The following is a 26,451-nucleotide window of genomic DNA, read 5'->3' as shown; positions in this document are numbered from 1 at the left end:
GCAACGCAGTAATCACCCACTGTTTATTGCCACGCGCAGCCTCTGTGAAGTTGAAGAATGGCTAAGTGCCGTCTTTACTCCACCCCAGTCGGTTTTAGCCGATACCAAAGGAGAAGAACTGTATGAGCATGATTCGGACAGCGTTACCTCTGATTTTGGTTACCAGTGTATTGACGGGCTGTGCCGGCTTGCAAAAGACCGACTGGCCTCTGTGTGCGGCAGGCGGCGTGCTGAGCGGTGCCGCTATCGGTGCATTTCAGTCCGCCTCCGTGGCAGCGGGCCTGGGCGGCGCGGTCGGCGTAATGGCCGGTGCCTACTGCTGGGCTCACGGCGATGGCGATGATGATGGCGACGGTGTATTGAACAGCGTCGACAAGTGCCCTGATACGCCAAAAGGCACGCCAGTCGATGCGACCGGTTGCCCGATCGTGACGCCAGCGCCAGAACCTGTCGCAGCGCCGGTCGTTCTGCCTAAAGAAGAAATCATCACCATTCGCGATGTGCACTTCGAGTTCAACAAGGCAACGCTGACCCCAGGCGACAAACAGCAACTGGATATGGTTGCGACCAAGCTGAAAACCGAAGCGCCGAACGTGCAACTGCACGTCAGCGGCCACACCGACAGCGTAGGCAGCGATGCTTACAACCAGAAACTGTCGGAAAAACGCGCGCAGTCGGTGACTGATTATCTGGTCAGCGCAGGCATTGCTCGCAGTGCGTTCGTCTCAGTCGAAGGCGACGGTGAAGCGCGTCCAGTGGCCGACAACAAAACGGCTGATGGCCGTGCGTTGAACCGCCGTGTGGAAATCAAGATCAATCGCTGATTGATGCGTGATCCGGAAAACCCTGCTTCGGCAGGGTTTTTTTATGGCCGCCAGGCGGGACGACGCGCGCCTGATTGCGCAGATTTTTGAAATCATCTTCTGGCATAGTCGTTGCTCTGGCCTTACTGTGCGCGAAGCGTTTTCGCCGCACGGAAATAAAAAAACAGCAGGGGCGTTTCATGAAGTTGTTCTGGGGGTTGGGAAAAATCCTGACATTGGGGTTCTGGCTGGTCGTACTGGTCAACGCGGTCGTTGTCCTGCCAAATCCTTTTGACGTGTTGATCAAACTGGCGGGCGGCTTTTTATTGCTGACTCACCTGCTGGAAGTGCTCCTTTTCAATGGCAGCTTGCGCGGGCGACCTCATCCGTGGCGCGACCGTCTGCAGATCGTTTTCTTCGGCATCTTTCACCTGCATTCACTCGGTCGCCGTCAGGCGGAGGTTCACCATGCGTAACGCGTTGTTGATGACAGCGGGCCTGCTGTCGGCCCTGAGCAGTTCCTGGGTGATGGCGCAGGCCATCTCGGTGGAGCCGCACTCGCTGATGCGTCTGCCGAGCAACACCAGCGTGCTTCAACTGGAGCGGCTGGAGGTCGCCGATTACGGCACGCTGCTGATCCCCGCCGGCCTGACCGAGGTGAAGGTCGATCAACTGGTCATGGGGCATGAGTCACGCATCGCCATCGTGCCGAGTCCTCAGCCGTTCAGCCTGCAGGTCAAGCGGGGCGAGCTGGGCAGCGGCGCGCAAATCACGGCACGCGGCGCGCCGGGCACGTTCGAGAAAGCACCGTTGCCAGGTCGCAACCTCACCGTCCGGGTCGAGCAATTGACGGCCGACCTGCTGTCGATCGACGCCCGCGGCGGTGCGGGATCGCCGGGGTTCGTGGGTCTGGATGGCGGCAACGGCGAGAACCCGGGCTGCACCTGGGGATCGGCCAGTCGCGGTTTCGACGGTGACAACGGCGGAAACGGCCGTGAGGGCGCGGCCGGTGCGCTGGTGCGGCTGGAACTGCCTGCGGCCTTCCCGGATGATCACGTGCAAGTCAATGTCCAGGGCGGGGCTGGTGGCGCGGGGGGTGAAGGCGGTCGCGGCGGCAAAGGTGGCGCTTCCAAGGGCTGTATCGTGTACCGCGCCGATGGCGCGAAGTCGGGCAAGAACGGGGAAAAGGGCCAGTCAGGTGCACAAGGGGCCGCAGGTTCGGTGAGCGTGCGCAAGCTGTAAGCGCGTCACGCGGTCCGACGCTGAAACATGCGCGTGCGGGCAACGATGGGCCTCGCGAACGGGCCGCTGCGCGTCAGCAGCGGCTTTTGAACACACATGTGCACTTTCTTGCCGACGGCCTTGCGTCTGGTTAAAACCCGGGACGTGCCGCCGCAATGGCGATGACGGCGATCCCGACCAGCAGATTGATTCCCACCAGACGCCGGATCTTGCCCAGCGCCGCGGCGCCATCCGGCCACCGTTCGGCAGCCACGGCCTTTCGCAGCTCTGGCAGGTTAAGGGTCGAAATCCGCAGAAACAGCGCCACCATCACAACGTACAGCCCGATCATTACCTGCACGTAGCGGGGCGCGGTCTGCAGGCCGCTGAAATTGATGTTGATCATGCCGATACCGGTGACCGGCAGCAGGATCACGGCCCCCCATACCCAGATAAAGAAGCGCGGAAATACTTGCACCCACAGCTTCAGACGTGCCGGGCCCTCAAGGGCGGCGATGACCGCTGGTCGAAGAATCATCCAGGCGAAAAACATTCCTCCTACCCACAGAACAGCCGCCAGCACATGCATGGCGTAGACAAAGGCTACAAGTGACATCAAGAACTCCGATCTGCGCAGAAAGCATTAGCGCGGTATGATAGCCGCCCTCCAGGAACTGGAAATATATCCAGCAGTTTTTTTGTGTTCTTATTCAGCACCCGTGACGCCGAGCCAACGACCCAGCCAATGATCAGCACCGAACTCAAATCCCAGATTCAGGGCGCCTATTCGCGTTTCCTCGAAGCCAAGAGCCTCAAACCCCGTTACGGCCAGCGTTTGATGATCGCCGAAGTGGCCAAGGTGCTGGGCGACGTGGACACCGACGAGGAAGGCCGGCGTTCGGGCGATCCGGCTGTGGTGGCGGTCGAGGCGGGGACGGGTACGGGGAAAACGGTCGCTTACGCCATCGCCGCGATTCCCACGGCCAAGGCTGCGGGCAAGCGCCTGGTCATCGCCACCGCAACGGTCGCGCTGCAGGAACAGATCGTTCACAAGGACCTTCCTGACCTGATGCGCAACAGTGGCTTGAGCTTCACCTTCGCATTGGCGAAGGGGCGTGGCCGTTACATGTGCCTGTCCAAGCTCGACATGCTCTTGCAAGAGGGCAACGCGCAAAGCGCTACGGCTCAGTTGTTCGAAGAGGAAGGCTTCAAGATCGAGGTCGATGAAGCGAGCCAGAAGCTTTTCACGACCATGATCGAAAAACTGGCCGGCAACAAGTGGGACGGCGACCGCGACAGCTGGCCCCAGGAACTGGCCGATCAGGACTGGGCCCGCCTGACCACCGATCACAGCCAGTGCACCAATCGTCATTGCCCGAATTTCCAGCAGTGCGCTTTCTACAAGGCGCGCGAAGGCATGGGCAAAGTCGATGTCATCGTCACCAACCATGACATGGTGCTGGCTGACCTGGCGCTGGGCGGCGGCGCTGTCTTGCCGGATCCTCGCGACACGCTCTACGTGTTCGACGAAGGGCACCATTTGCCGGACAAGGCCATCGGCCATTTCGCTCACTTCAGCCGTCTGCGTTCCACGGCTGACTGGCTGGAACAGACCGCGAAGAACCTCACCAAACTGCTGGCCCAGCACCCGCTGCCCGGTGATCTGGGCAAGCTGATCGAGCAAGTCCCGGAACTGGCGCGGGAGATCAAGACTCACCAGCAATTCATGTTCACGGCCTGCGAACAACTGGCCGACTTCAAGGCCGGCGAAGACATGGAAGGCCGCGAACGTCCTCGCCATCGCTTCGTCGGCGGCGTGGTGCCTGAGCACATGCGCGAGATGGGCATCGAACTGAAAAAGGGTTTCGCGCGGCTGGACGACCTGTTTACGCGCCTGACCGACCTGCTCAAAGAGGGCATGGACGGCGAATCCAACATCGGTATCGCCAGCCATCAGGCCGAAGAGTGGTATCCGCTCTTCGGTAGCCTGCTGGCCCGGGCCCATGGCAACTGGGAATTGTGGACGGCGTTCACCGCCGAGGACCCTCAGAACAGCCCGCCGATGGCGCGTTGGCTGACGCTGGCCGAGAGCGGGTCGCTGTTCGACATCGAAGTCAACGCCAGCCCGATCCTTGCCGCCGAAATGTTGCGTCGCAACCTGTGGAACGTGGCATACGGCGCCCTGGTGACGTCGGCAACGCTGACGGCGCTTGGCAAGTTCGATCGGTTCCGCATGCGCGCCGGTCTGCCCAAGGACGCGGTCACCGCCGTGGTGCCAAGCCCGTTCCATCATGCCGATGCGGGCGTGCTGCGGGTGCCGGATCTCAAGGCCGATCCGCGCAACGCTGCCGAACACACTGCGGCGATCATTCGTGAACTGCCCGATCTGGTGGAGGGCTCGAAAGGCACGCTGGTGCTGTTCTCCTCACGCAAGCAGATGCAGGAAGTGTTCGACGGGCTCGAGCGGGACTGGCGCAAGCGGGTGTTCATTCAGGGCAACCTCTCCAAGCAGGAAACGCTGAACAAGCACAAGGCTCGGGTCGACGGCGGCGATGAAAGCGTGCTTTTCGGCCTTGCCAGCTTCGCTGAAGGCGTCGACCTGCCGGGCGATTATTGCGAGCACGTGGTGATTGCCAAAATCCCGTTCGCCGTGCCCGACGATCCTGTCGAAGCGGCACTGGCTGAGTGGATCGAAGCGCGCGGCGGCAACCCGTTCATGGAAATCGCCGTGCCCGATGCGTCCTTGCGCCTTATCCAGGCGTGCGGCCGTCTTCTGCGCACCGAAAAAGACCGTGGCATCATCACGCTGCTGGATCGCCGTGTGGTCACTCAGCGTTACGGCAAAGCTATTCTCAACGCGCTTCCTCCGTTTCGCCGCGAAATTTCCTGACGCATCTGGGGCATGAACGCAGCGGGTCAGGTCTTAACCCGCTCTGCCCGGCGACCGCACACCTGGTTGTCCGACGGATGCCTTTCAAGCGTCAGACTGCGTCCGACGCTGTGTTGCGGTTCCCAAATCCGCTGATCGCTGGAACAATGCACGGCATTTTGTGAAGCCCCTGATCGGAGAGCGAAACCGTGCAGATTCAAGGTCATTTCGAGCTTCAATTCGAGGCCGTCCGCGAGGCATTCGCGGCGCTGTTCGACGATCAGCAAGAGCGCGGCGCGGCGTTGTGCGTGCAGATCGGCGGAAACACCGTGCTGGACCTGTGGGCCGGCACCGCCGACAAGGACGGCGCCGAAGTCTGGCACAGCGACACCATCGCCAACCTGTTTTCCTGCACCAAAACCTTTACTGCTGTCACCGCATTGCAGTTGGTGGGAGAGGGCAAGTTGAAACTCGACGAGCCTGTCTCGCGGCTATGGCCGGAGTTTGGTGCGGCCGGCAAGCAGGCCGTTACGCTGCGTCAACTGCTGTGTCATCAGGCCGGGTTGCCGGCGATTCGCGAGATGCTTCCGGCCGAGGCGCTCTATGACTGGGACGCAATGACCCGTGCGCTGGCTGCCGAAGAGCCTTGGTGGACGCCGGGCCAAGGACATGGATACGCCGCAATCACGTATGGCTGGCTGGTGGGGGAAATGATCCGCCGCGCCGATGGCCGAGGGCCGGGGGACGCCATCGCGGCGCGGATCTCGAAGCCGCTGGGCCTGGATTTCCATGTCGGATTGCCCGACGCGGAATTTCATCGTGTTGCTCACATCGCTCGCGGCAAGGGCAATATGGGGGATGAAGCTGCGCAGCGACTGGTGCAGACCACCATGCGCGAACCTGCTTCGATGACTGCGCGAGCGTTCACCAATCCTCCTTCGATCATGACCAGCACCAACAAACCGGAGTGGCGCCGCATGCAGCAGCCCGCGGCGAACGGTCATGGCAACGCCCGCAGCCTGGCGGGCTTCTACAGCGCACTGCTCGACGGCAGCCTGCTGGAAGCGGAGTTGCTCAACGAGCTGACGCGCGAGCACAGCGTCGGCCAGGACAAGACTTTGTTGACCCAGACGCGCTTCGGCCTGGGCTGCATGCTGGATCAGCCGTCGGTGCCTAACGCTACGTTCGGACTGGGTGGCAAATCCTTCGGACATCCCGGGGCAGGAGGCTCGGTCGGCTTCGCCGATCCGGAGCGCGATGTCGCGTTCGGATTCGTCACCAACACGTTGGGGCCGTATGTGCTGATGGATCCCCGCGCTCAGCGCCTGGTGCGTGTCCTTGGTGAGTGTTTGCAATAACTATCGCTGATAAGTGCTTGTTATACCGACTGTCAGTTAAACCGCTCATATTCGAACCGTAGGGCGGTTTCCTTTTCCAAAACGGGGTTTATGCGTGTTATATGGGCGCTGCTTCGTTCATTTTCTGATCAATTATTTGTGTGGGTCACCCATGTCTGCCAATAAATCTCTCGCATTCGCGCTGTGCATCGCCGTCACCGGCTGTGCGCAAACTCCTCAGGATCAATCGGCCAGCAATGGCCACTGGTGGTCGTTCGGCTCAGGCAAGGGCACCGATGCCGCGTCAGTCAAACCGGCCGCCAGCCCGGTCGCCGCCGAGGTTGCCAAGACGGAAGCTGAAAGCGGCACGCATTGGTACTGGCCATTCGGCTCTGACCATGGCACCACTGAGAAGAAGCCCGAGCTGGCCGCGACTCAACCCGCTGAAAAGCCAGCGGTGGCGAAGGCCGATGATGGCAGCAAGTGGTGGTGGCCGTTCGGCGGCAGCGAAGCAAAAAAAGATGCGACGCCTGCCATTCCCAAGGTCGATCCGAAGGTCACTCAGGCCTGGCTGGACCAGTATGAGCCACGCGTGCGTGACGCGATCAAGGACAGCAAATTCGAACTCGAGCGCCGCGAAGACGTTCTGGTCGTGACCGCGCCCGTGGACAGCACCTTCAACCCGGACCGTCCCGAGATGCTGCTTCCCGTCAATCTGGGCCCGATCACCCGCATGGCCAAAGTCGTTGAGGGTGACCAAAAGACCGCCATTCTGGTGCTGGGTCACAGCGACGTCGCCAGCGACACCAACCTGAAAATCAGCCAGCAACGCGCGCAATCGGTTGCCGCCATTTTCCGCCTCAGCGGGCTGGAGCGTAATCGCCTGAACCTGCGTGGCATGGGTGCCGTGATGCCGCGAGCGGCGAGCGACAGCGCAACCGGTCGTGCGCTCAACCGTCGTGTGGAGATCATCATGACGCCGCAGGACACCATGGTTGCGCTGATGGCCAAATACAACCTGCCTCCGGCGCCGACCTTGGTCGCGGTGCAGAACGCCAAGCCTGCGCCTGCCCCGGCACCTGCGCCAGCAGCACCGGCCAAGGCTGCAACTCCGGCGAAAAAAGCTGCCACCGCCAAGGCGCCCGCTGCTAAAAAAGCAGCCGTGAAGAAAGCCGCGCCAACCAAGGCCAAAGCCGCTCCAGCCAAGGCTGCGGCCAAGAAACCCGCTGCGGATGCCCAAGCCAGCAACAACTGAGGTTAATATCGGCGTCCCGCTCATGGATTTCGATTAAGGAAGGCAGTGATGAGCCAGAGTCTGGCCGATATGCGTCGTAACTATGCCCGCGAGGGTTTGACCGAAGCCCAGGCGCCGGATGAGCCGTTCGCGCTGTTTCGCCAGTGGTTCGACGAAGCGGTGAAGACCGAACAGGCGCCGGTTGAAGCCAACGCCATGACGCTGGCGACCGTCGATGCCGACGGTCGCCCTCACTGCCGCGTCTTGCTGCTCAAAGGGCTCGATGCGCAAGGCTTCACCTTCTTCAGCAATTACCTCAGTGCCAAAGGGCAGCAAATCGCTGCGCAGCCTTTTGCGGCCATGACGTTCTTCTGGCCGACCCTCGAGCGCCAGGTGCGGATCGAAGGGCGTGTCGCCAAGGTCACTCACCAAGAGTCCGACGCTTATTTTCAGGTCCGCCCGCTGGGCAGCCGGCTTGGTGCCTGGGCGTCTCCACAGAGCCAGGTCATTGCCAGCCGCGAGGCGCTTGAAGGTCTGCTCAAGGCCACCGAAGAGCGCTTCAGCGATACTCAGCCCACCTGTCCGGATCATTGGGGCGGCTACCGACTGGTCCCGGATCGCATCGAATTCTGGCAGGGACGTCCCAGCCGTCTGCATGACCGTCTGAACTACCGCCTGATCGATGATCTCTGGCAACGTGAACGTCTGGCGCCCTGACGCTCCGGCGGCAAATCACACGAATCTTTGAATCTATCCAGCACGCCGTCGTCCATAAAAGTAGACGCCGGCGGCTTGCTGTATCGCGCCTGAATAAACGTAAATTATCGGTACAGGACCGTGACATCGGTTGGCGTCGCGGAGTCTAATGGCTACCTGTTCCTTCGGAGATAAAGTTTATGCGTAAGTCTGTTCTGTTGGTCGCTTCGTTCACCGCCATGGCGCTGACGCTGGGCGGCTGCACATCGAGCCTGACTGGCGACTCGTACTCGCGCGATGAAGCTCGCCAAGTGCAGACCGTGCGCCTGGGTACCATCGAATCGTTGCGTCCTGTGAAGATTGAAGGCACCAAGACTCCGATCGGCGCAGGCGCCGGTGCAATCGTCGGCGGCGTTGGCGGTAGCGCAATCGGTGGCGGTCGCGGCAGCATCGTGACAGCGGTGATCGGTGCGGTTGCCGGTGGTCTGCTGGGTTCTGCGGCTGAAGGTGGCCTGACCCGTGCCCAAGGTGTGGAAATCACCGTGCGCGAAGATGACGGCACCATGCGTGCATACGTTCAGGAAGTACAGGAAAACGAAATCTTCCGTGTTGGCGAACGTGTGCGCATCATGACCGTGAATGGCACGAGTCGTGTGACGCACTAAGCGACGTTTGAAACGCCGAGCAAGGGTTCCGCAATACTTGCTTACACAAAACGCCCCGGTTGATCCGGGGCGTTTTTGTTTGCCATGTTCATTCTTCAGATCACGGTGCAGACGCTGAATCGACAGCCTTGCGGCTGGCAATCGCGGTGATGCCGTAGCCAATCAGCGCCGCGAGTATCGAACCCGTCAGAATCCCCATGCGGTCCATGCCAGCGAAGATACTTTGCCCCGGCACGAACGCCAGTGAGCCCACAAACAGGCTCATCGTGAAACCGATTCCGCACAGTATCGACACGCCCAGCACCTGGCCCCAGTTGGCGCCCGTTGGCAACGCCGCCATGCCGGTCCTGATTGCCAGCCAGGTCAGGCCGAACACGCCGAGGGTTTTGCCCAGCAGCAGGCCCAGGGCGATACCCATCGGCACGTGATGGGTGAAGCTTTCGAGGGACATACCGCTCAGCGACACGCCCGCATTGGCGAACGCGAACAGCGGAAGGATGGCGAACGCCACCCACGGATGGAGCCCGTGTTCGATTTGCTGCAGCGGCGAGGGCGCTTCGCGCTGTGTCCTCAGCGGGATGCAGAAGGCCAGGACCACGCCCGCCAAGGTAGCGTGTACGCCGCTTTTGAGGACGCACACCCACAACACCAGCCCGACCAGCAGATACGGCGCAGGCCTGATGACGCCCAGACGATTCATCATGATCAGTGCGCCGATAGACGTTGCAGCCAGGCCCAGCGCGAGGCCCGATAGCTCAGCGGAATAGAACAACGCAATGACCATGATCGCGCCCAGGTCGTCGATGATGGCCAAGGTCATCAGGAACAGCTTCAGTGACACCGGGACGCGCTTGCCGAGCAGCGCCAGAACGCCGAGCGCAAACGCGATGTCGGTCGCCATCGGAATGGCCCAGCCGGACAGGGCATCAGGGTTGTCTTTGTTCAGCGCCCAATAGATCAGGGCGGGAACCACCATGCCGCCGAGTGCCGCGGCACCGGGAAGCACGATCTGCGAAGGATGGGACAAATGCCCTTGAAGCACCTCGCGTTTGACCTCCAGCCCGATCAGCAGAAAGAACAACGCCATGAGGCCATCGTTTATCCACAGGAGCAGCGGTTTGGCGATCTTGAGGGCGCCAATCTGCGCCACGACGGGGACGTCCAGCAGGCCGTTATAGAGCCAGGACAGAGGGGAGTTGTTGATGATGAGCGCGAGCGCTGCTGCTGCAATCAGCAGTAATCCGCCGGCAGCCTCCAATTGGAAGAAACGTCTGAAAGTATTGCGAACGGGCAAGGTCACGCTCCATGGACATGCGCAAAAGGAGTGACACCCTAACCTCAGTTCTTATTTCTGAAAACAAAAGTTATATTCGATTTGGTTATTAAAAATCGATGTGTGTTCTGTATACAAGTGGATATTAAGATAAGTTACAAAGTGCTACAGGGCTTATGCCGCGTGCCTTGTAGGAATTGTTACTAATCTGAAAAAGAAACGACTGTGGGAGCGGACTCGTTGACGACGGTGGATATGACTCAAGAAAACAGAGTTGGATGCACCGGCCATTCGCTCACGAATTCGCTCCCACCGGGAGCATCGCTTTTGTTGGATCAGGCGACGATACCCAACATGCCCTTCGCTAGGGCTTCGGCAATGCGAATGCCGTCGACGCCCGCGGACATGATCCCGCCTGCATACCCGGCGCCTTCACCTGCCGGGTACAGGCCCTTCACGTTCAGGCTCTGCATGTCGGCACCGCGGGTAATCCGCAGCGGTGAAGAGGTACGGGTTTCAATGCCGGTGAGCACGGCGTCGGGTTGCGAGAAGCCTTTGATCTGCTTGTCGAACGCCGGCAACGCTTCACGAATGGCCTCAATCGCGAACGCGGGCAGGGCGTCGGCGAGGTCGGTCAGCTTCACGCCTGGTTTGTAGGAAGGTTCTACTTCTCCCAGTGAAGTCGACGCCTTGCCAGCGATGAAATCGCCGACCAGTTGAGCAGGGGCTTCGTAGTTTTCGCCGCCCATGATGTAGGCGTGTGATTCCAGACGCTCTTGCAGTTCGATTCCCGCCAGCGGGCTGCCCGGATAATCTTCTTCGGGCGTGATGCCGACGACGATGCCGGAGTTGGCATTGCGTTCGTTGCGTGAGTACTGGCTCATGCCATTCGTGACGACGCGGTTGGGCTCCGACGTTGCGGCGACGACAGTTCCGCCGGGGCACATGCAGAAGCTGTAGACCGAGCGTCCATTGCGTGCGTGGTGCACCAGTTTGTAATCGGCGGCGCCCAGTTTCGGGTGACCGGCGTATTTGCCCAGGCGCGCGCGATCGATCAGGCCCTGAGGGTGTTCAATGCGGAAACCGACCGAGAACGGCTTGGCCTCCATGTACACGCCGCGGCCGTGAAGCATGCGGAAGGTATCGCGGGCGCTGTGGCCGAGGGCGAGGATGACGTGGCGCGATGCGATGCGTTCGCCGCTGTCCAACTGCACGCCCAGCATCTGACCGTCTTCGATCAGCACATCAGTGACGCGCTGCTGAAAGCGCACTTCGCCGCCCAGCGCTTCAATCTGCTGGCGCATGTTTTCCACCACGCCGGTCAGGCGAAACGTACCGATGTGCGGTTTGCTGACGTAGAGGATTTCCTCGGGCGCGCCGGCTTTGACGAACTCGTGCAGCACTTTGCGGCCGTGGAATTTCGGGTCTTTGATCTGGCTGTACAGTTTGCCGTCCGAGAACGTGCCCGCGCCGCCTTCGCCGAACTGCACGTTGGACTCGGGATTGAGCACGTTCTTACGCCACAGGCCCCACGTGTCCTTGGTGCGCTGACGAACTTCCTTGCCACGTTCGAGAATGATCGGCTTGAAGCCCATCTGCGCGAGCAGCAGACCTGCGAAAATGCCGCATGGGCCGAAGCCCACAACCAGCGGACGCTCGGTCAGACCGGCAGGGGCATGGCCCACCACTTTGTAGCTGACGTCAGGTGCAGGACCGATATGCTTGTCGTGGCTCAGGCGTTTGAGCAACGCAGCTTCGTCGCGCACCTGGAAGTCGATGGTGTAAATGAACTGCAACTCGGTGGATTTCTTGCGCGCGTCATAGCTGCGCTTGAACAGGGTGAAATCCAGCAGTTCGTCGCTGCCGATGGCCAGGCGCTGCAGGAGCGCGGCGCGCAGCTCGTCGTCCGCGTGATCCAGCGGCAGTTTGAGTTCGGTGATTCGTAACATTGAGAGGTCCGGTTTCGGGCCGCAGGATCGGCCCGGCAGCGCTACAAGAACCGGCGATTATAAGACAGATTGGACGTCGAGCGTTGGCCGGAGCGACGATCCACAGACAGGTGTCGATCATCGAGTCAGCGCACAACCTTCAATTATTGCGCTCGACGCGCGCAAGGCGATCAATCGTTTCGCATCGCCCCGAAGTACGCACACCCACGCTGCACCTGACCGTTGACCCGCAACTCGGCGGTCAGATGCTGCACCGAACCGTTGACTGGATCGACGCAACGCTGGGGGGCGACGTACAGCTCGACGTGCTGGTCGTTGGCGTCGGTGATCAGGTTGAAGCGGCCTTCGGGCATCTGCTCCTCCATGTAGGGAACAGCGAACGGCTCCATGCCCTGGCGTTCGAGGACCAGACCCTTGCCGCTGGCGTTCAGGCTCCATTTCGGGCCGTTGCCGCCGGCATGGATGGTCAGGCGCTTGAAGTTGGGATCTTCACAGGCGCCGCTGGGACGTTCGGCGCGGTACAACTGGAAGACGTCGGCCTGACCGTCGCTGCCTTGAGCTTTGCTGGCGACGAAATTACCGCGCACGTCGGCGAATGCCATGCCGTTCTTGTCCACCACCGACGCAGCTTCCTGCAGGATGCCGGTGTTGCCTTTGTCAGTCACCGCGTAGCGTCGCTGTTCATTGCAGGGCGAGAAATACAGTTTGCCGCTGTCACCGCTGAGGATGCCTTGCATGCGGATCATGCCGGCGGTGGAAACCTTGTTGTCGGCGGATTGCGAAGGCAGCAACTGGCACCCGGCGAACAGGGGCAGCAGGGCGAACATGAGGACGGAACGAGCAGCGAACATGTGGCGGTCTCCAGACAAGTGCCGCCACGTTACTCAGGCTTCCCGTTCATCACAAGTGGCGATTAACCGACGTGATAGGTCTGGCCGGTCTGAAGCCCCTCGACGCTTTTTGCGTAGGCCAGCGCGACATCGGTAGCGGGAACCGGCTTGTAACCGCGGAAGTACGGCGCGTAGCTGCCCATGGCCTCCACCAGCACGGTCGGGCTTACGGAATTGACCCGCATGCCACGCGGCAACTCGATGGCGGCCGCCCGCACGAATGCGTCGATTGCACCATTGACCAGGCTCGCCGACGCGCCTTTGGCGATCGGGTCGTGGCTCAGAACGCCTGTGGTGAAGGTGAATGAGGCCCCGTCGTTGGCGAACTCGCGGCCGATCAGCAGCAGATTGACCTGGCCCATCAGCTTGTCGCGAAGCCCCAGCGCAAAGGCGTCCTCCGTCATTTCAGCGAGCGGTGCGAAGGTGACATTGCCCGCCGCACAGATCAGAGCATCGAAAGAACCTGTCCGTTCGAATAGTTTGCGAATCGATGCGCTGTCACTAATATCGACGTGCTCATCCCCACTGGTTCTGCCGATGCGGACGATGTCGTGGCGCGGCGCCAGTTCTTTCTCGATGGCTGAGCCGATGGTCCCGCCAGCGCCAATCAGTAAAATTTTCACGATGCAGTTTTTCCGTTCAGAGGATCAGGTGCACAGTGTGAGTCGCGTTTTCCCACCGATAAATGGCCTGAACGGCAACCCCGGTTTGCGAAAAAGGAAACAATCATGAGCGAAATGGACGACCTGGCAGCGTTCGCGATGCTGGTTGAGGCCAATAGCTTCACGTTGGCCGCGCAATGGCTGGACACCAGTACCAGCCAACTGTCCAAGCGCATCAGCAAACTGGAGAAAAGCTACGGCGTGACGTTGCTGCACCGCACCACGCGCAGTCTCACGCTGACGTCAGCCGGCGCCATCTTGCTGCCTGAGGCGCGGGCGTTGCTGGCGCAGCGTGACCGGGTGCGCGATGCCATGGCATACCTCAGCGAGAGTCTGATGGGGACCGTGCGCCTGACGGTTCCGGTTTCGTTGGGCGAAACGTTTTTCGAGGGGCTGCTGGGTGAGTTCGCCAAGACTTATCCGGACGTGCAGGTGGAACTGGATCTGAACAATCAGTTTCGCGACATGCGCCGTGACGGGTTCGACCTGGGCATCCGCTCCAGCGTAGGAATAGATGAGCGGCTGGTGGCCAAACCGCTGTTGTCCTTGCAGGAACTCACCTGCGCCAGCCCTGAATACCTGGCCGAACGCGGCACGCCGCAGTCGCCAGACGAACTGCGTGTGCATCGTTGCCTGCTCAACAGTCATTACGCGGGGCGCGAAACGTGGGCGTATCACCAGAACCACGAACTGACCCGGGTGAACGTGCGAGGCACGTTTGCCAGCAATCACTATGGTCTGTTGAAAAAGGCTGCGTTGGTCGGCGCCGGTATTGCCAGGCTGCCGTCCTATATGGTCCACGATGAGCTCAGTGACGGCCGGCTGATCTGGCTGCTGCGCGACTATCAGACGCCCGTTTCGTCACTGTATCTGGTGCATCCGTTTGAAGGGCATCTGCCAAGAAGGATTCAGGTGATGGCGGACTACCTGACGCAGTGGTTCGAGCGGAGTACGGCGGCGTTGGAACGACTGGGTCACGTTTAAAACAGCGGCCGCCGGTGCCGTTTTCGGGCTCACCTCTTCGTTGCCCCTACCCGAAATGGTAGGAGCGTGGCTTGTCCCGCGATCGGCTGCGCAGCAGTCGCAAAACCGGTCACCTCGGAGTATCAGGCAAACCGCATTCACAGGATTGGCTGCCGGTCCCCGGCAGATCGCGGGACAAGCCACGCTCCTACACCTTCTGTAATAGTGGCCCTGCGTGGATCCGATGGTGCTGATTCTGCCAGAAGAAAGCGCGCTTGCCCGCAATCCGAAATCCAATAAAAAAAGGCCCCAAAAGGGGCCTTTCCATATTTTTCAGAACGCCGGATGGCAGGGGATCAGCCCCCCAGATACGCATCCCGCACTTTCGGATCAACCAGCAACTCAGCCCCTGAACCCTGCATTACCACCCGGCCGTTCTCCAGAACGTAGGCGCGGTCGGCGATTTTCAGGGCCTGGTTGGCGTTTTGCTCGACCAGGAACACCGTGACGCCGTCACGCCGCAGCTGTTCGACGATTTCGAAAATCTGCTGAATGATGATCGGCGCCAGACCCAGCGACGGTTCGTCGAGCAACAGCAGCTTGGGCTTGCTCATCAGCGCGCGGCCGATGGCGAGCATCTGCTGCTCGCCGCCGGACATCGTGCCGCCGCGCTGATGGAAGCGCTCTTTCAGGCGTGGGAACAGGGCCAGAACCTTGTCCATCTGCTCCTGATAATCGCCCTTGTCCGTGAAGAAACCGCCCATGGCCAGGTTTTCCTCGACGGTCAGGCGGGCAAACACGCGGCGGCCTTCCGGCACCACCGCGATGCTCTTGCGCATGATCACCGACGACTCAAGGCCGACCAGTTCTTCGCCCATGTAACGAATGCTGCCGCTGTGCGCACGCGGCGACCCGCACAAGGTCATCAGCAACGTGGATTTACCCGCGCCGTTGGCGCCGATCAGGGTGACGATCTCACCCTGCTGAACATCGATGCTGACGCCGTGCAGCGCCTGGATCTTGCCGTAGAAGGTGGAAACGTTGTCGAACTGCAGCATTTACGCTTCCCCCAGGTAGGCTTTGATCACTTCAGGATTGTCACGGATCTGCTCGGGCGTGCCATCCGCCAGAGGCGTGCCCTGATTGATCACCACGATGTGGTCGGAAATGCTCATGACCAGCTTCATGTCGTGCTCGATCAGCAACACCGTGGCGTTGTGCTCGTTGCGCAACACGCCGATCAGTGCTTTCAGATCCTCGGTTTCCTTGGGGTTCAGACCGGCTGCCGGTTCGTCGAGCATGAGGATACGCGGGCGCGTCATCATGCAGCGCGCGATCTCCAGCCGGCGTTGCTGACCGTAGGCGAGCGTGCCGGCCGGGCGGTTGGCGAACGCTTTCAGATCGACCGCTTCGAGCCAGTGCTCGGCGTATTCCATGGCCTCGCGCTCGCTTTTGCGGTACGCCGGCGTTTTGAACAGGCCCGACAGGAAGTTGGTGTTCAGGTGCCGATGCTGAGCCACCAGCAGGTTCTCGACAGCGGTCATTTCCTTGAACAGACGCACGTTCTGGAAGGTGCGCACCACGCCTTTGCGCGCGATCTCGTGACCGGCCAGGCCTTGAATCGGCTCGCCGTCCAGCAGGATCGTGCCCGCCGTCGGTTTGTAGAAACCGGTGAGGCAGTTGAAAACGGTGGTCTTGCCGGCGCCGTTAGGGCCGATCATCGACACGACCTGTTTCTCTTGCACAGTCAGACCCACGCCGTTGACCGCCAACAGGCCGCCAAAGCGCATGCTCAAGCCAGAGGCTTGCAGAAGTGGACGGCTCATCAGCGCTCCCCTTTGAGTTTCATGACGGGACGCTGCATTGGCAGGAAGCCCTGAGGACGCCAGATCATCATCAGCACCATCAAGGCGCCGAAGCCGAGCATCCGGTATTCACTGAATTCGCGGAGCAGTTCAGGCAACAGGATCATCACGACTGCCGCCAGAATTACGCCCAGCTGCGAGCCCATACCACCCAGAACCACGATTGCGAGAATGATCGCCGACTCGAGGAAGGTGAACGATTCTGGGGTGATCAAGCCTTGGCGCGCCGCGAAGAAGCTGCCGGCGAAACCGGCAAATGCCGCGCCCAGCGTGAACGCGGAAAGCTTGATCACGGTCGGGTTCAGGCCCAGCGCGCGGCAGGCGATTTCGTCTTCGCGCAATGCTTCCCACGCACGACCGATCGGCATGCGCAACAGGCGGTTGATCACAAACAGCGCCAACAGTGCCAGCAACAGCGCGATCAGGTAGAGGAAGATCACCTTGTTGATGGAATTGTATTCCAGGCCGAAATATTCGTGGAAGGTCTGCATGCCCTCGGCCGCTTTGCGCTCGAACGTGAGGCCGAACAACGTCGGTTTTTCGATGTTGCTGATGCCGTTCGGGCCGCCGGTGACATCGGTCAGATTACGCAGGAACAGGCGAATGATTTCACCGAAGCCCAGCGTCACGATGGCCAGGTAATCGCCGCGCAGGCGCAATACCGGGAAGCCCAGCAGGAAACCGAACGTCGCTGACGCCAGGCCCGCCAGTGGCAGACAGATCCAGAAACCAAAGCCGAAATAGTGCTGCAGCAAGGCGTAGGTGTAAGCGCCGACGGCATAGAAGCCGACATAACCCAGGTCCAGCAGGCCGGCCAGGCCGACCACGATGTTCAGGCCCAGGCCCAGCATCACGTAGATCAGGATCAGGGTGGCGATATCCACCGCGCCGCGGGAACCGAAGAATGGCCAGATCAGTGCGGCAATGACGATCGCGCCGAGAAACCAGCGCTGCGTCGACGGCAGGGTGAGGAAGTTGCTGGCCTTGTCCGACACCAGCTGCCTTTGCGGGCGCGAACGCCACATGGCGCTGATCTGCTCGTTGAACAGCACGCGCAGGAACATCAGCAACGCGGCGGCGAAGATCACCAGGACTGTGGTGGTGCTTGCCCCGACGACCGCGAGGTTGACCCCGACGATGTCCAGTTTCAGCCCGAGGATCGGGTAGGCGACGGCCAGCACCAGCACTGCGCTGAAGAGGGCCGATTTGAGATTTCTGGTCATACTTTTTCAACCTCCGGACGGCCGAGCAGGCCGGTTGGCCGGAACAACAACACCAATACGAGAAGACCGAACGCCACCACATCCTTGTACTGATCGCCGAAGATATCGGCGCCAAACGCTTCAGCCACACCCAGCACCAGACCACCGAGCATCGCGCCCGGGATGCTGCCGATACCGCCCAGAACCGCTGCGGTGAAGGCTTTGATGCCGACCAGAAAACCTGCGTTGGGGTTGATCACGCCGTACTGCATGCTCAGCAGTACCGCTGCGACCGCCGCCAGCGCTGCGCCGATGACGAACGTCAGGGCGATGATGTTGTTGGTATTGATACCCAGCAGGTTCGCCATCTTGATGTCTTCGGCGCAGGCGCGGCAGGCGCGGCCAAGGCGCGAGCGCGAGATGAACCAGGTCAGACCGAGCATCGCCAGCACGGTGACGACGAAAATCAGGATCTGCATGTACGAGATCACGACTTCATGGGTGCTGGCGCTGCCGAACACGAAGTTGCCGGGAATCAGGTTCGGGATCGATTTGTCTTTGGAATCCTGCGACAACAGCACGGTGTTCTGCAGGAATATCGACATGCCGATCGCGGAAATCAGAGGGATCAGACGGTTACTGCCGCGCAAGGGACGGTAAGCGACGCGCTCGATGGCGTAACCGTAGGCACTGGTCACCACGATACTGGCGACGAAGGCCGCCGTGATCAGCAGCGGAAGGTTATCCAGACCCAGCATGGTCAGGCCCGCCAGGGCGATGAACGCCACGTACGAACCGATCATGTACACCTCGCCGTGGGCGAAGTTGATCATGCCGATGATGCCGTAGACCATCGTGTAGCCAATGGCGATCAGGGCATAAGTGCTGCCAATGGTCATGCCATTAACCAGCTGTTGGAAAAAATGATAGATATCTATCTCGGGCATTGCCGCGCTCCTAAAAACCTTCTCGGTGTTTCACTGGTGAAGTCTTTTTCCCGCTCGCGCGTCGTGATCTACGTCCGCGTTCGGCACGAGCCCAGTGATTCACTGGTGCGGTTTCAAGATGTTCAGGTGTCGGGACTCTTGTGAAATCCGTCGGCCTCGTAAAACAAAGCCCACTGCGGTTGCAGTGGGCTCTGGGTTCAACATGAGGCGTGCGATTACTTCACAGGCGCTTCAGTCTTGGTGCCATCTTTGTGCCAGGTGTAAACGACGAATTTGAAGTCTTTCAGGTCACCCTTGGCGTCGAAAGACAGATCGCCGGTAGGGGTCTTGAAGGTACCGGCGTGGATGGCAGCAGCCACTTTGGCGGTGTCTTCGGACTTGGCGGTCTTGATGGCTTCGGCAATTACTTCAACCGCGGCGTAGGCCGGGAACACGAACGGACCGCTCGGGTCTTCTTTCTTCGCTTTGAAGGCATCAACCAGCGCCTGGTTCGCAGGATCCTGATCGAAGGACTTAGGCAGGGTCACCAGCAGACCTTCGGATGCATCCTGTGCGATTTGCGAGATGGACGCGTTACCCACGCCTTCCGGACCCATGAAGCCGGCCTTCAGGCCTTTTTCCTGTGCCTGGCGCAGGATCAGACCCAGCTCAGGGTGGTAGCCGCCGTAGTAGACGAAGTCGACGTTGGCTTGTTTCATTTTGGCGATCAGCGAGGAGAAGTCCTTGTCGCCGGCATTGATGCCTTCGAACAGGGCGACTTTCACGCCGTCTTTTTCCAGCGTCTGTTTGACCGCGGTGGCGATGCCTTCACCGTACTGCTGTTTGTCGTGGATGACCGCAACGACTTTCGGCTTGACCTGCTTGGCGATGTACTCGCCGGCGGCCGGGCCCTGAGCGCTGTCCAGGCCGATGGTGCGGAATACCATTTTATAACCACGGGCGGTGATTTCCGGGCTGGTTGCAGCCGGGGTCACCATGATGACGCCTTCGTCTTCGTAAATGTCGGACGCTGGCTGAGTGGAGCTGGAGCAGAGGTGGCCGACCACGAATTTCACGCCGTCGTTGACCACTTTGTTGGCGATCGCGACCGCTTGTTTAGGGTCGCACGCATCGTCGTAATCAACGGCTTCAAGCTTCTTGCCGTCGATGCCGCCTTTGGCGTTGATCTGTTCGATGGCCATCTTGGCACCGCTGAACTGCATGTCGCCGTATTGGGCAACAGCGCCGGTTTTAGGGCCGGCGATGCCGATCTTGATGGTATCAGCTGCGAACGAATGGCTGGCAACCCCCGCCAGAACCAGTGCGGCAAACAGCTTGGAAATCTGATTAATACCCTTAGTCATGATGCTCCACTCTAGCGTTGTAGTTTTTATAATCCTGACGGCCAAAAGCTGCAGGACCGGATTGATTTCTCCAGGCCACACCCCCGGCAACTGTACCGGAACAGTTTAGAGCGCCGGTCGAGCGCTTGAAAAGCTGGCTGCAGGGGGCAAAACCTGTTGATGTCGCTTAATCGAAAGAAAGATACACAATCAAGCCGGTCGATCAGTCGGACCGGTCGTTCAATCTATCGGCTTGAGCGAAGTTCTCTGCAATCAATCACTTGAATCCGGGTTTGTCCGCATGAAGGGCGGCGGTATCATTACGCCGATTTTCAATACGGTGAAACCCATGACGCAAGAACCTAGCACCCTCTATGCCAAGCTGCTTGGCGAAACGGCTTCGATCACGTGGAAAGAATTGCAACCATTCTTTGCCAAGGGTGCCCTGTTGTGGGTCGATCCCTCCCGGGATTTGATCGCCGTGGCGCAGGCATTTGCCGAGAATGCCGAGGCAAAGGTGGCAGCCTGGCTGGAAGCGGGAGAGGTCGGCAAGGTCTCTGAATCAAAGGCCCTGGACCTGCTTGAGCGTGATCCGGCGTTGTGGGCGGTGGTCGTTGCACCCTGGGTGTTGATTCAGGAAAGGGCGCCGCAGGGCTGAGCGCACTGATTTGGTGCTTTGCATGATGGCAAAGTGGGTAAGTCGGTAACCTTGGGTCGGCACTGGATTGTTACTCTGATGCCCTGGCGGGCCTGTCGCGAGCGAGCTTGCTCCTACATTTGTTGCAATGTGCCATGGCCTGATAGACCAAGTTGCTAGCCTTTAAAAGCTCAAACCTCGATCTATCAGAATGTGGTTCGTTGCAGAGAATGCAGGAGTGAGCCAACTGTCTTTAACGCCCCTTCGATCAACGGCGTGATACCCGACGCCTTCCCGGCTGAAGCCGGTCCTACTTGCAGCGTCTGTAGGACCGGCTTCAGCCGGGAAGATGCCGGTGCATGCCAAGCAGATGTAGCGTCTGGAATTCAGTCTTCACGGGCAAGCGCGCTCCTACGGGAGTGGGGCGTGCCCGGAGAGTGCGGGAATACCCGGAGATCTCTGTAGGAGTGAGCTTGCTCGCGATCAGGCCCGAAGGGCATCGATGTGGCGATATTAAGCCAAACCCTTCAATTCAAATACCCCGTCTTGCCCGTGTGCTGATTCAGCGAGATCACCCGGGTCTTGCCGATCCGGTGACGATAGATCTCGCGCAGGTATTTGACGGCTTTTTTCACGCTCTCGCGAGAGATCCGGATGTCGTTTATCGAGACAAAGCGTTCCTTGTCATCGATCAGCTCCCGGTATTTCTTCTCGTACATCGGCTTGATTGCGTACCAGTTGGTGTCGAGGATTTTCGCCGGGTTTTCGTATTCGTTGAGCAAGTCGTCGATGCGGTTCTCATCGAATTCGTCGCTCATGATGAAGTCCAGAATCGAGTTGTCCAGCGTGTCGTCGAAGCGATACGGCTGTTTGGCAAAGCAGCGTTTGATGAAGGCTACGATCAGGGTCAGGAAGTCGTCCGACAGGCACGGGCTTTTGGCGATCAGGGTGGTCAGCGACAAGTTCGCCGAGGCGCCGATCACCAGCGCATAGCGCTTGAGCGTAGTGTTGGGGAACAGGCTGTTGAGGTGCGTCTTGAGCCGGTTAAGGTCCATGTACGACAGCTTGTAGTCCTTCGGCAGCGAGACGATCGACACCACCGACGAGCAGTTCTTGAAGAAATGCAGATCGTGCAGCGCTGCGGCGTCATACCCCGATGCCTTGTACTGCTCAAGTGCCGCGCGATAACGGCGCGACTCAATCGGCAAGAGGCTGATGCCCTCGATCGCCTGAGTCATTTTGTTGAAATGCGGCAGGTCGATCGAGCGGAAGAACAAGTCGTCGATGTCCAGCCTTGGCGGCTCTTTCTCGAAGATCTTCAGCTTGTCCGAACCTTGGGACGGGGTTTCCGGGACGACCGATTCGGCGTAGGCGATCGCAACCGGCCCTGCCAGACTCATGAACAGATCGTTGGCATCCAGGCGGATGGTTTCACCGATGTCGATGCCCGCGCGGCGGAAGTAATTCTGATCGTAGTCGGTGGTGACCGCCTGAGCCGTCAGAATGTTGAAGATCTGCTGTGAGATGTACTGGTTGGCATGCCGCTCCATGGCGTTGACGTCGATGTTCTCGATGGTGCCATCGTCGCTTTCTTCCGCGTACCGCATGATGTCATTGGAGATCAGCATCATTGCGTTCCATGGGCGGATGCGACCCATGACACTGGCTTCGCTGCTGTCTTCGTTCTCGAAGTTGTACGAGAAGTCCCATTCCTCAGCGAGATACTTGCACAGCAGACGCCCGGCATTGATATGCAAGGCTTCTGACATTTCGCTGCGGTGGTCGGAAATGTTCGGCAGCACGCAGATGCCGCTGGTGAAAATAGGCTCGAAGACAAACGAGCGGCCGCGTTTGCCATCGTTTTCACTGGCCGGTTTGGTGTCGAACGTTTTGTTCATGTACGAGAACTGCTGGGCCAGGCCGAACTCCGATGCCATGCCCGATCCTGTACCGCCGCCAGCGCTGAAGATGTAGAAATACAACCGCGACTGGTTGGCTTTGATGCCACACGAGTCGATCAGGTAGGAGTGGATCAGTTTCCAGTCGGCGCTGGAAAAGTGCTCGGTGTCCTTGTTCAGGATGATCTTGGCCAGATACTGGCCCAGGATCGGCGCGTTACCGGCGCCACCGGCGTGGACCTCGGACAGGTCCATGATCTTCATTTTGCTGTAATCCTTGATGAAGCCGCTTTTCTCGCCCTTGCGCGAGAAACGGATACGTCCGGCGATGTCTTTGTCCAGATCGCCCAGCATCACCAGCGGTTCGACCAGGAACACCGGTTTGCTCGACTTGTTCTGGACCAGCCGCAAATTGTTGCGAATCCAGCGCGCGGGGCTGTAGCCCTTGTCGTCGCGCAGGCGGTCATCGTTGTTCAGCTGGTTCAGATAAAACTTGCGGGCGTTGTACACCAGCTCCGCGACATCCAGTGCGATGTTGGAGCCGCAACGGCCCAGGCCGATCAGGCAGACCGAGGGGAACTGCTGATCGCTGCGGTTTTCGGTGTCCTCGAAGTGCATCGAGGGCGGAAACACCATATCCCGCAGGCCGTCGAGGTTATCGAGAATGCGGTCGGTGTCGGTTTCAGTGAAATACAGATACGACTGCGCAGGCGCTGGCTGAGGTCGGTAGTGCCCCTGGGGCACGACGCTGTGTTCGCTGAGTACGTTTTGCAGAAGTTCGGATACAGCGCCTGCTGCCTCGGTTTTATTGGTCATCGCACGCCATGCCTGTGGGATGACGCCGAAATGTCATCGCGCCATCATCAAAAGAAAACCCGACTGTACAGCGGGATATTGCCCACGAGCGATAGGGTCGAACCCTAGCTCTGCGTAAGGGAATCCCTCGGGTCATCGGCGACGAACGGTCGTTCTTGAATCGGGAATGGCGCAAGGCCACGTGATTGAGCCCTCGTTCACATTCCCGTCGGGCGATTCAGCGCATCGGCTAGGCGCCCGAGCGGTCTGTGGAGGCGGCTTTCACGTCGCTGACAGCAAGCTGCGCGCCGTGATTCTCGACCGCCAGCTTTAGGGCATCGAGCATGTGGGTGGATGGCGACAGGTCCGTCGGACGACGCAGGTTGAGCTGTTGCACCAAAGGCCGCAATTCGTTCAGCGGGGCAGGTCTGCTGAACAGGTAGCCTTGCACATAGTCGCAGCCGTACTGACTGAGGAACGCTAGTTGTGCCGGGTTTTCCACGCCTTCGGTGACGACCTTCAGGTGCAACGTGTGGGCCATCAGAATGATCGCCTGCACGATCTCCATGTCCTGAGGTGAAGCGGGAATGTCGAGGATGAACGAGCGATCGATCTTCACCGTGTCCAGCGGCAGACGTTTGAGATATGCCAGCGACGAGTAGCCCGTTCCGAAGTCATCGATCGACAGCGACACGCCCAGCTTGCGGATTTCCTTGAGCAGAAGAATCGTGTTGCTGATGTTGCCCATGAGCGCGTTTTCAGTGACTTCCAGTTCCAGCCGGTGAGGAGCGACTGCCGCGTCCGTCAGTGCGGCGGCGACCTCATCGACCAGCTCATCTCGCGCCAGATTCAGCGCTGAACAATTGACGGCAATGATCAATTTTTCGAAGCCCGGCGCTGTGAGCTGGCTGAGGTCGCGACACGCGCGGCGCAGCACCCAGTTGTCCAGTTCGGCGATCAGGCCATTGTTTTCCGCGATGCCGATGAAGCGCTCCGGCGTCAGCAGGCCGTGGCCAGGATGGTCCCAGCGTACCAGCGCTTCCAGTTTGGCGACATGCCCGGTGCGCAGGTCGACGATGGGCTGGTAGTACAACTGCAGTCCCCGTTCTTCACGTAATGCAGCGCGCAATTCCTCTTCCAGCAGCAGCTCAAGGCTGGCTTTGGTCTTGAGGTTGGGGCTGAAGAAATGAACGCTGTTGCGGCCATGCCCCTTGGATTGATACAGCGCCAGATCGGCGTGCTTGAGCAATTCTTCAGTCGTTTCGCCATCCTCGGGGTAGACGCTGACGCCGATGCTGGTGGTCATGACCATTCGCCTGCCCGACAGCGCAATCGGCTCCTTCATCTTGTGCATCACTCGCTGGGCAAGGTGCAGGGCTTCGTCGGGCTCGTGCAGCGCGATCAGGATGCAGAATTCGTCGCCGCCGAAACGTGCGACCACATCGCCGGTGCGTGTGGCACCGCGAATGCGTTCGGCAATGACCTTGAGCAAATCGTCGCCTGCGTCATGGCCGAGGCTGTCGTTGATGCGCTTGAAGTGGTCGATGTCCAGAAACATCACAGCCAGTCTGCCTTGGGCTTGCTGCTGCTCGATCAGACGCTCGGCAAAGACCTGATTGAAGCCACGTCGGTTGATCAGGTTGGTCAGTGCGTCGTAATGCGCGACCTGCTGCAGGGAAACCCGGGCCTGATCAAGCTGGCTGAGCAAGGCATTGACCCGGCGCAGGTCGCGATCCTTGCTCTGCAGCTTTTTGTCGGCGAGGGCCGAGCTGACGCTTCCCGCGATGATCAGCAGCACGATCAGGGCGATGGTCAGGCTCAATTCCAGGGTGTTCTGAGGGCCGGGCGTCTGCATCTGTGCGTCGCCCGGAATGGCCAGGCGCAGCGACCACATGCCCATGAAGTGCGTGAAGACAATGCCGGCACCCAGCGCCAGACTGGCGCCGTATTTAAGCACTTGATGGCGCGCGCCGCTGCCCTGGCGCAGGCGGATTGCAAGCACCAGCGCGGTCAGGCTGGCGACGATGGCGATCAGGATCGAGGCAAAAAAACGCACGGGTTCGTAATACTGCGTGGCGTGGGAACGCATCGCCGACATGCCGACGTAATGCATGCTGGCAATGCCCAGACCCATGAACACAGAGGCAATCACATACTGCACCATGGTGAGCTGGTTGTGGCTCAACGCTTCCATCGCCACCATGCCCGCGATCAGCGCAAGCATCAGCGACACCACCGTGACGGACAGATCGTAATGCATCATTAACGGGGTCTGGAAGGACAACATGCTGATGAAATGCATGGCCCAGATGCCCACTGCAAGGCACAAGGCCCCGAGGCTGCGCCAGCGAATCCTGGCGTGGACGTTCTCGACATGCCCGATCCGCTCGGCAATGTGCAGCGTTGCGAAACTGGCGGCGCAGGCCACGAGATAAGCAAGACCCACCAGTAAGGGGTTGTGACTGCAGTCCAACAGCAACCGGCTGTCCGCCGGCAACGCGGCAAGAAAATGCAAACCCAGCCAATCCATAGCGTGCCCTATCTGTCCATTACCACGTAACCACGGCCTCAGGGACCGATGGCACTTTGCAATGATTATAGAGAGCGGCCGGTTATAAACATCTGTTCGGGGACGGGCGTGCCAACTATTTTGGAATAACAGTAATCGCTAAACGTTCTAAGCGATGGCAACCACTTCAAACACAGACGGGCCGCTCTCATGCATCACCGAAGGGGCTGCGATGGGTGCCAGGCCAAATGCGGCGCGCGCGGCGTCGCAGTCCGGGTTGTGCTGACCATCCGTCCAAGACGCATCGAATTCGCGGCAGGTGCTCGAGCGCTGAGCATAAATCGAACAGCTCACGCCCTTGCCCACTTCGCCTTCCAGCGCGGTGCAACGAACGTTTTTGCAGTCGGTGCCGAGCATTGCCACGCGGCTCGGGCTGATGCTGCTCACCCATTCATCAGGCACCGTGCCGCCCGCCGACGTGCATTCGCCCCAGAAGAAAGACACGCGAAAATGCGAACAGCAGGCACCACAATTCAGGCACGGACTGACATCGGACATGACGGTAACCGAAAAGAAAGAGTAGGGGATAGGGGCACAACGGCCGGTTATTCTAGGCTTTCTGTTGGCGGTGGGAAGTGGGGGCGAAAGATATATTTCGGCGTGTTTCCGGGGGATGTGACGTTGCTCCGTGACACATGGGGATCACGCGGCTGA

24 protein-coding genes are annotated in these 26,451 nt (G+C 59.9%); 10 read left to right on the top strand and 14 right to left on the bottom strand.

The window, feature by feature from the left end; translation table 11 throughout:
• Positions 1-122 precede the first annotated feature (122 nt).
• Complete coding sequence (locus tag BMZ10_RS10565) at positions 123-824, top strand: PA1041 family peptidoglycan-binding anchor lipoprotein (RefSeq protein ID WP_093461136.1); 702 nt, start codon at positions 123-125, stop codon at positions 822-824.
• Here the strand turns inward: BMZ10_RS10565 and BMZ10_RS27410 are convergent.
• Complete coding sequence (locus BMZ10_RS27410) at positions 814-1,005, bottom strand: hypothetical protein (protein ID WP_143070282.1); 192 nt, start codon at positions 1,003-1,005, stop codon at positions 814-816. The genes BMZ10_RS10565 and BMZ10_RS27410 overlap by 11 nt on opposite strands.
• Between BMZ10_RS27410 and BMZ10_RS10560 the strand changes: the two genes are divergently transcribed.
• Positions 1,004-1,279 carry a DUF1145 domain-containing protein gene (locus tag BMZ10_RS10560; protein ID WP_093461134.1) on the top strand — a complete coding sequence of 92 codons (276 nt, stop codon included), beginning with the start codon at positions 1,004-1,006 and terminating at the stop codon, positions 1,277-1,279. The two genes, BMZ10_RS27410 and BMZ10_RS10560, sit on opposite strands and share 2 nt — an antisense overlap.
• A complete protein-coding gene (locus BMZ10_RS10555) occupies positions 1,272-2,045 on the top strand; it encodes a hypothetical protein (RefSeq protein WP_093461131.1) in 774 nt (257 codons plus the stop codon). The genes BMZ10_RS10560 and BMZ10_RS10555 overlap by 8 nt, the downstream gene beginning before the upstream one ends.
• Positions 2,046-2,175: 130 nt before the next feature.
• Here BMZ10_RS10555 and BMZ10_RS10550 read toward each other — a convergent pair whose 3' ends face one another.
• The gene (locus BMZ10_RS10550) at positions 2,176-2,640 is read right to left on the bottom strand and encodes a CopD family protein (RefSeq protein WP_093461128.1); all 465 of its coding nucleotides are present in this window, start codon (positions 2,638-2,640) and stop codon (positions 2,176-2,178) included.
• Positions 2,641-2,769: 129 nt separating this feature from the next.
• On the opposite strand from BMZ10_RS10550, the gene dinG reads away from it, so the two are divergent.
• The 5 genes from dinG (at position 2,770) to BMZ10_RS10525 (ending at position 8,825) form a co-directional block, all read left to right on the top strand.
• The gene (gene dinG / locus BMZ10_RS10545) at positions 2,770-4,914 is read left to right on the top strand and encodes an ATP-dependent DNA helicase DinG (protein ID WP_093461125.1); all 2,145 of its coding nucleotides are present in this window, start codon (positions 2,770-2,772) and stop codon (positions 4,912-4,914) included.
• Between the two features lie 188 nt (positions 4,915-5,102).
• Positions 5,103-6,251: a serine hydrolase domain-containing protein gene (locus BMZ10_RS10540; RefSeq protein WP_093461122.1), complete on the top strand. Its 1,149-nt coding sequence runs from the start codon at positions 5,103-5,105 to the stop codon at positions 6,249-6,251.
• A 151-nt stretch (positions 6,252-6,402) separates the two neighbouring features.
• Entirely contained in the window at positions 6,403-7,485 is a 1,083-nt protein-coding gene (locus BMZ10_RS10535) for an OmpA family protein (protein ID WP_093461119.1), read from the top strand.
• 48 nt (positions 7,486-7,533) lie between these two features.
• Positions 7,534-8,181, top strand: a complete 648-nt coding sequence (pdxH, locus tag BMZ10_RS10530) for a pyridoxamine 5'-phosphate oxidase (RefSeq protein WP_093461114.1) — start codon at positions 7,534-7,536, stop codon at positions 8,179-8,181.
• 179 nt (positions 8,182-8,360) lie between these two features.
• Complete coding sequence (locus BMZ10_RS10525) at positions 8,361-8,825, top strand: outer membrane lipoprotein (RefSeq protein ID WP_093461110.1); 465 nt, start codon at positions 8,361-8,363, stop codon at positions 8,823-8,825.
• A gap of 100 nt (positions 8,826-8,925) precedes the next feature.
• Here the strand turns inward: BMZ10_RS10525 and nhaA are convergent, their stop codons facing one another.
• The 4 genes from nhaA to BMZ10_RS10505 form a co-directional block, all read right to left on the bottom strand.
• Positions 8,926-10,119, bottom strand: coding sequence for a Na+/H+ antiporter NhaA (nhaA, locus tag BMZ10_RS10520; protein ID WP_093461106.1), 1,194 nt, complete (start codon positions 10,117-10,119; stop codon positions 8,926-8,928).
• A gap of 314 nt (positions 10,120-10,433) precedes the next feature.
• Positions 10,434-12,047, bottom strand: coding sequence for an NAD(P)/FAD-dependent oxidoreductase (locus tag BMZ10_RS10515; RefSeq protein WP_093461102.1), 1,614 nt, complete (start codon positions 12,045-12,047; stop codon positions 10,434-10,436).
• Between the two features lie 170 nt (positions 12,048-12,217).
• The gene (locus BMZ10_RS10510; RefSeq protein WP_093461099.1) at positions 12,218-12,898 is read right to left on the bottom strand and encodes a COG3650 family protein; all 681 of its coding nucleotides are present in this window, start codon (positions 12,896-12,898) and stop codon (positions 12,218-12,220) included.
• Positions 12,899-12,960: 62 nt separating this feature from the next.
• The gene (locus BMZ10_RS10505; protein WP_093461097.1) at positions 12,961-13,560 is read right to left on the bottom strand and encodes a short chain dehydrogenase; all 600 of its coding nucleotides are present in this window, start codon (positions 13,558-13,560) and stop codon (positions 12,961-12,963) included.
• A 105-nt stretch (positions 13,561-13,665) separates the two neighbouring features.
• On the opposite strand from BMZ10_RS10505, the gene BMZ10_RS10500 reads away from it, so the two are divergent.
• The gene (locus tag BMZ10_RS10500; RefSeq protein ID WP_093461094.1) at positions 13,666-14,583 is read left to right on the top strand and encodes a LysR family transcriptional regulator; all 918 of its coding nucleotides are present in this window, start codon (positions 13,666-13,668) and stop codon (positions 14,581-14,583) included.
• A gap of 335 nt (positions 14,584-14,918) precedes the next feature.
• Here the strand turns inward: BMZ10_RS10500 and BMZ10_RS10495 are convergent, their stop codons facing one another.
• The 5 genes from BMZ10_RS10495 to BMZ10_RS10475 all read right to left on the bottom strand — a co-directional run bounded on the left by BMZ10_RS10495 (position 14,919) and on the right by BMZ10_RS10475 (position 19,919).
• On the bottom strand, positions 14,919-15,620 hold the full coding sequence (locus BMZ10_RS10495) for an ABC transporter ATP-binding protein (RefSeq protein ID WP_093461091.1): 702 nt from the start codon (positions 15,618-15,620) through the stop codon (positions 14,919-14,921).
• Positions 15,621-16,388, bottom strand: coding sequence for a high-affinity branched-chain amino acid ABC transporter ATP-binding protein LivG (gene livG, locus BMZ10_RS10490; protein ID WP_093461088.1), 768 nt, complete (start codon positions 16,386-16,388; stop codon positions 15,621-15,623).
• Entirely contained in the window at positions 16,388-17,650 is a 1,263-nt protein-coding gene (locus tag BMZ10_RS10485) for a high-affinity branched-chain amino acid ABC transporter permease LivM (RefSeq protein WP_093461085.1), read from the bottom strand. Before BMZ10_RS10485 ends, livG begins: the two co-directional genes overlap by 1 nt.
• Entirely contained in the window at positions 17,647-18,576 is a 930-nt protein-coding gene (livH, locus tag BMZ10_RS10480) for a high-affinity branched-chain amino acid ABC transporter permease LivH (RefSeq protein WP_093461082.1), read from the bottom strand. The genes BMZ10_RS10485 and livH overlap by 4 nt, the downstream gene beginning before the upstream one ends.
• 215 nt (positions 18,577-18,791) lie before the next feature.
• Complete coding sequence (locus tag BMZ10_RS10475) at positions 18,792-19,919, bottom strand: branched-chain amino acid ABC transporter substrate-binding protein (RefSeq protein ID WP_093461078.1); 1,128 nt, start codon at positions 19,917-19,919, stop codon at positions 18,792-18,794.
• Positions 19,920-20,247: 328 nt separating this feature from the next.
• Here BMZ10_RS10475 and BMZ10_RS10470 point away from each other — a divergent pair, with 328 nt between their 5' ends.
• A complete protein-coding gene (locus BMZ10_RS10470; RefSeq protein WP_177182115.1) occupies positions 20,248-20,556 on the top strand; it encodes a DUF2288 domain-containing protein in 309 nt (102 codons plus the stop codon).
• Positions 20,557-21,062: 506 nt separating this feature from the next.
• On the opposite strand, the gene BMZ10_RS10465 is transcribed toward BMZ10_RS10470, so the two are convergent.
• The 3 genes from BMZ10_RS10465 to BMZ10_RS10455 all read right to left on the bottom strand — a co-directional run bounded on the left by BMZ10_RS10465 (position 21,063) and on the right by BMZ10_RS10455 (position 26,295).
• The gene (locus BMZ10_RS10465) at positions 21,063-23,249 is read right to left on the bottom strand and encodes a hypothetical protein (RefSeq protein WP_093461075.1); all 2,187 of its coding nucleotides are present in this window, start codon (positions 23,247-23,249) and stop codon (positions 21,063-21,065) included.
• 229 nt (positions 23,250-23,478) lie between these two features.
• Complete coding sequence (locus BMZ10_RS10460) at positions 23,479-25,758, bottom strand: putative bifunctional diguanylate cyclase/phosphodiesterase (protein ID WP_093461072.1); 2,280 nt, start codon at positions 25,756-25,758, stop codon at positions 23,479-23,481.
• 147 nt (positions 25,759-25,905) lie between these two features.
• Complete coding sequence (locus tag BMZ10_RS10455; protein WP_093461069.1) at positions 25,906-26,295, bottom strand: YkgJ family cysteine cluster protein; 390 nt, start codon at positions 26,293-26,295, stop codon at positions 25,906-25,908.
• Positions 26,296-26,451: the final 156 nt, after the last annotated feature.

Origin of the sequence: Pseudomonas sp. NFR16 (genome assembly GCF_900108875.1) — a bacterium.
Taxonomy (GTDB): Bacteria; Pseudomonadota; Gammaproteobacteria; order Pseudomonadales; family Pseudomonadaceae; genus Aquipseudomonas.
This window is presented reverse-complemented; position numbering and strand designations above follow the sequence as displayed.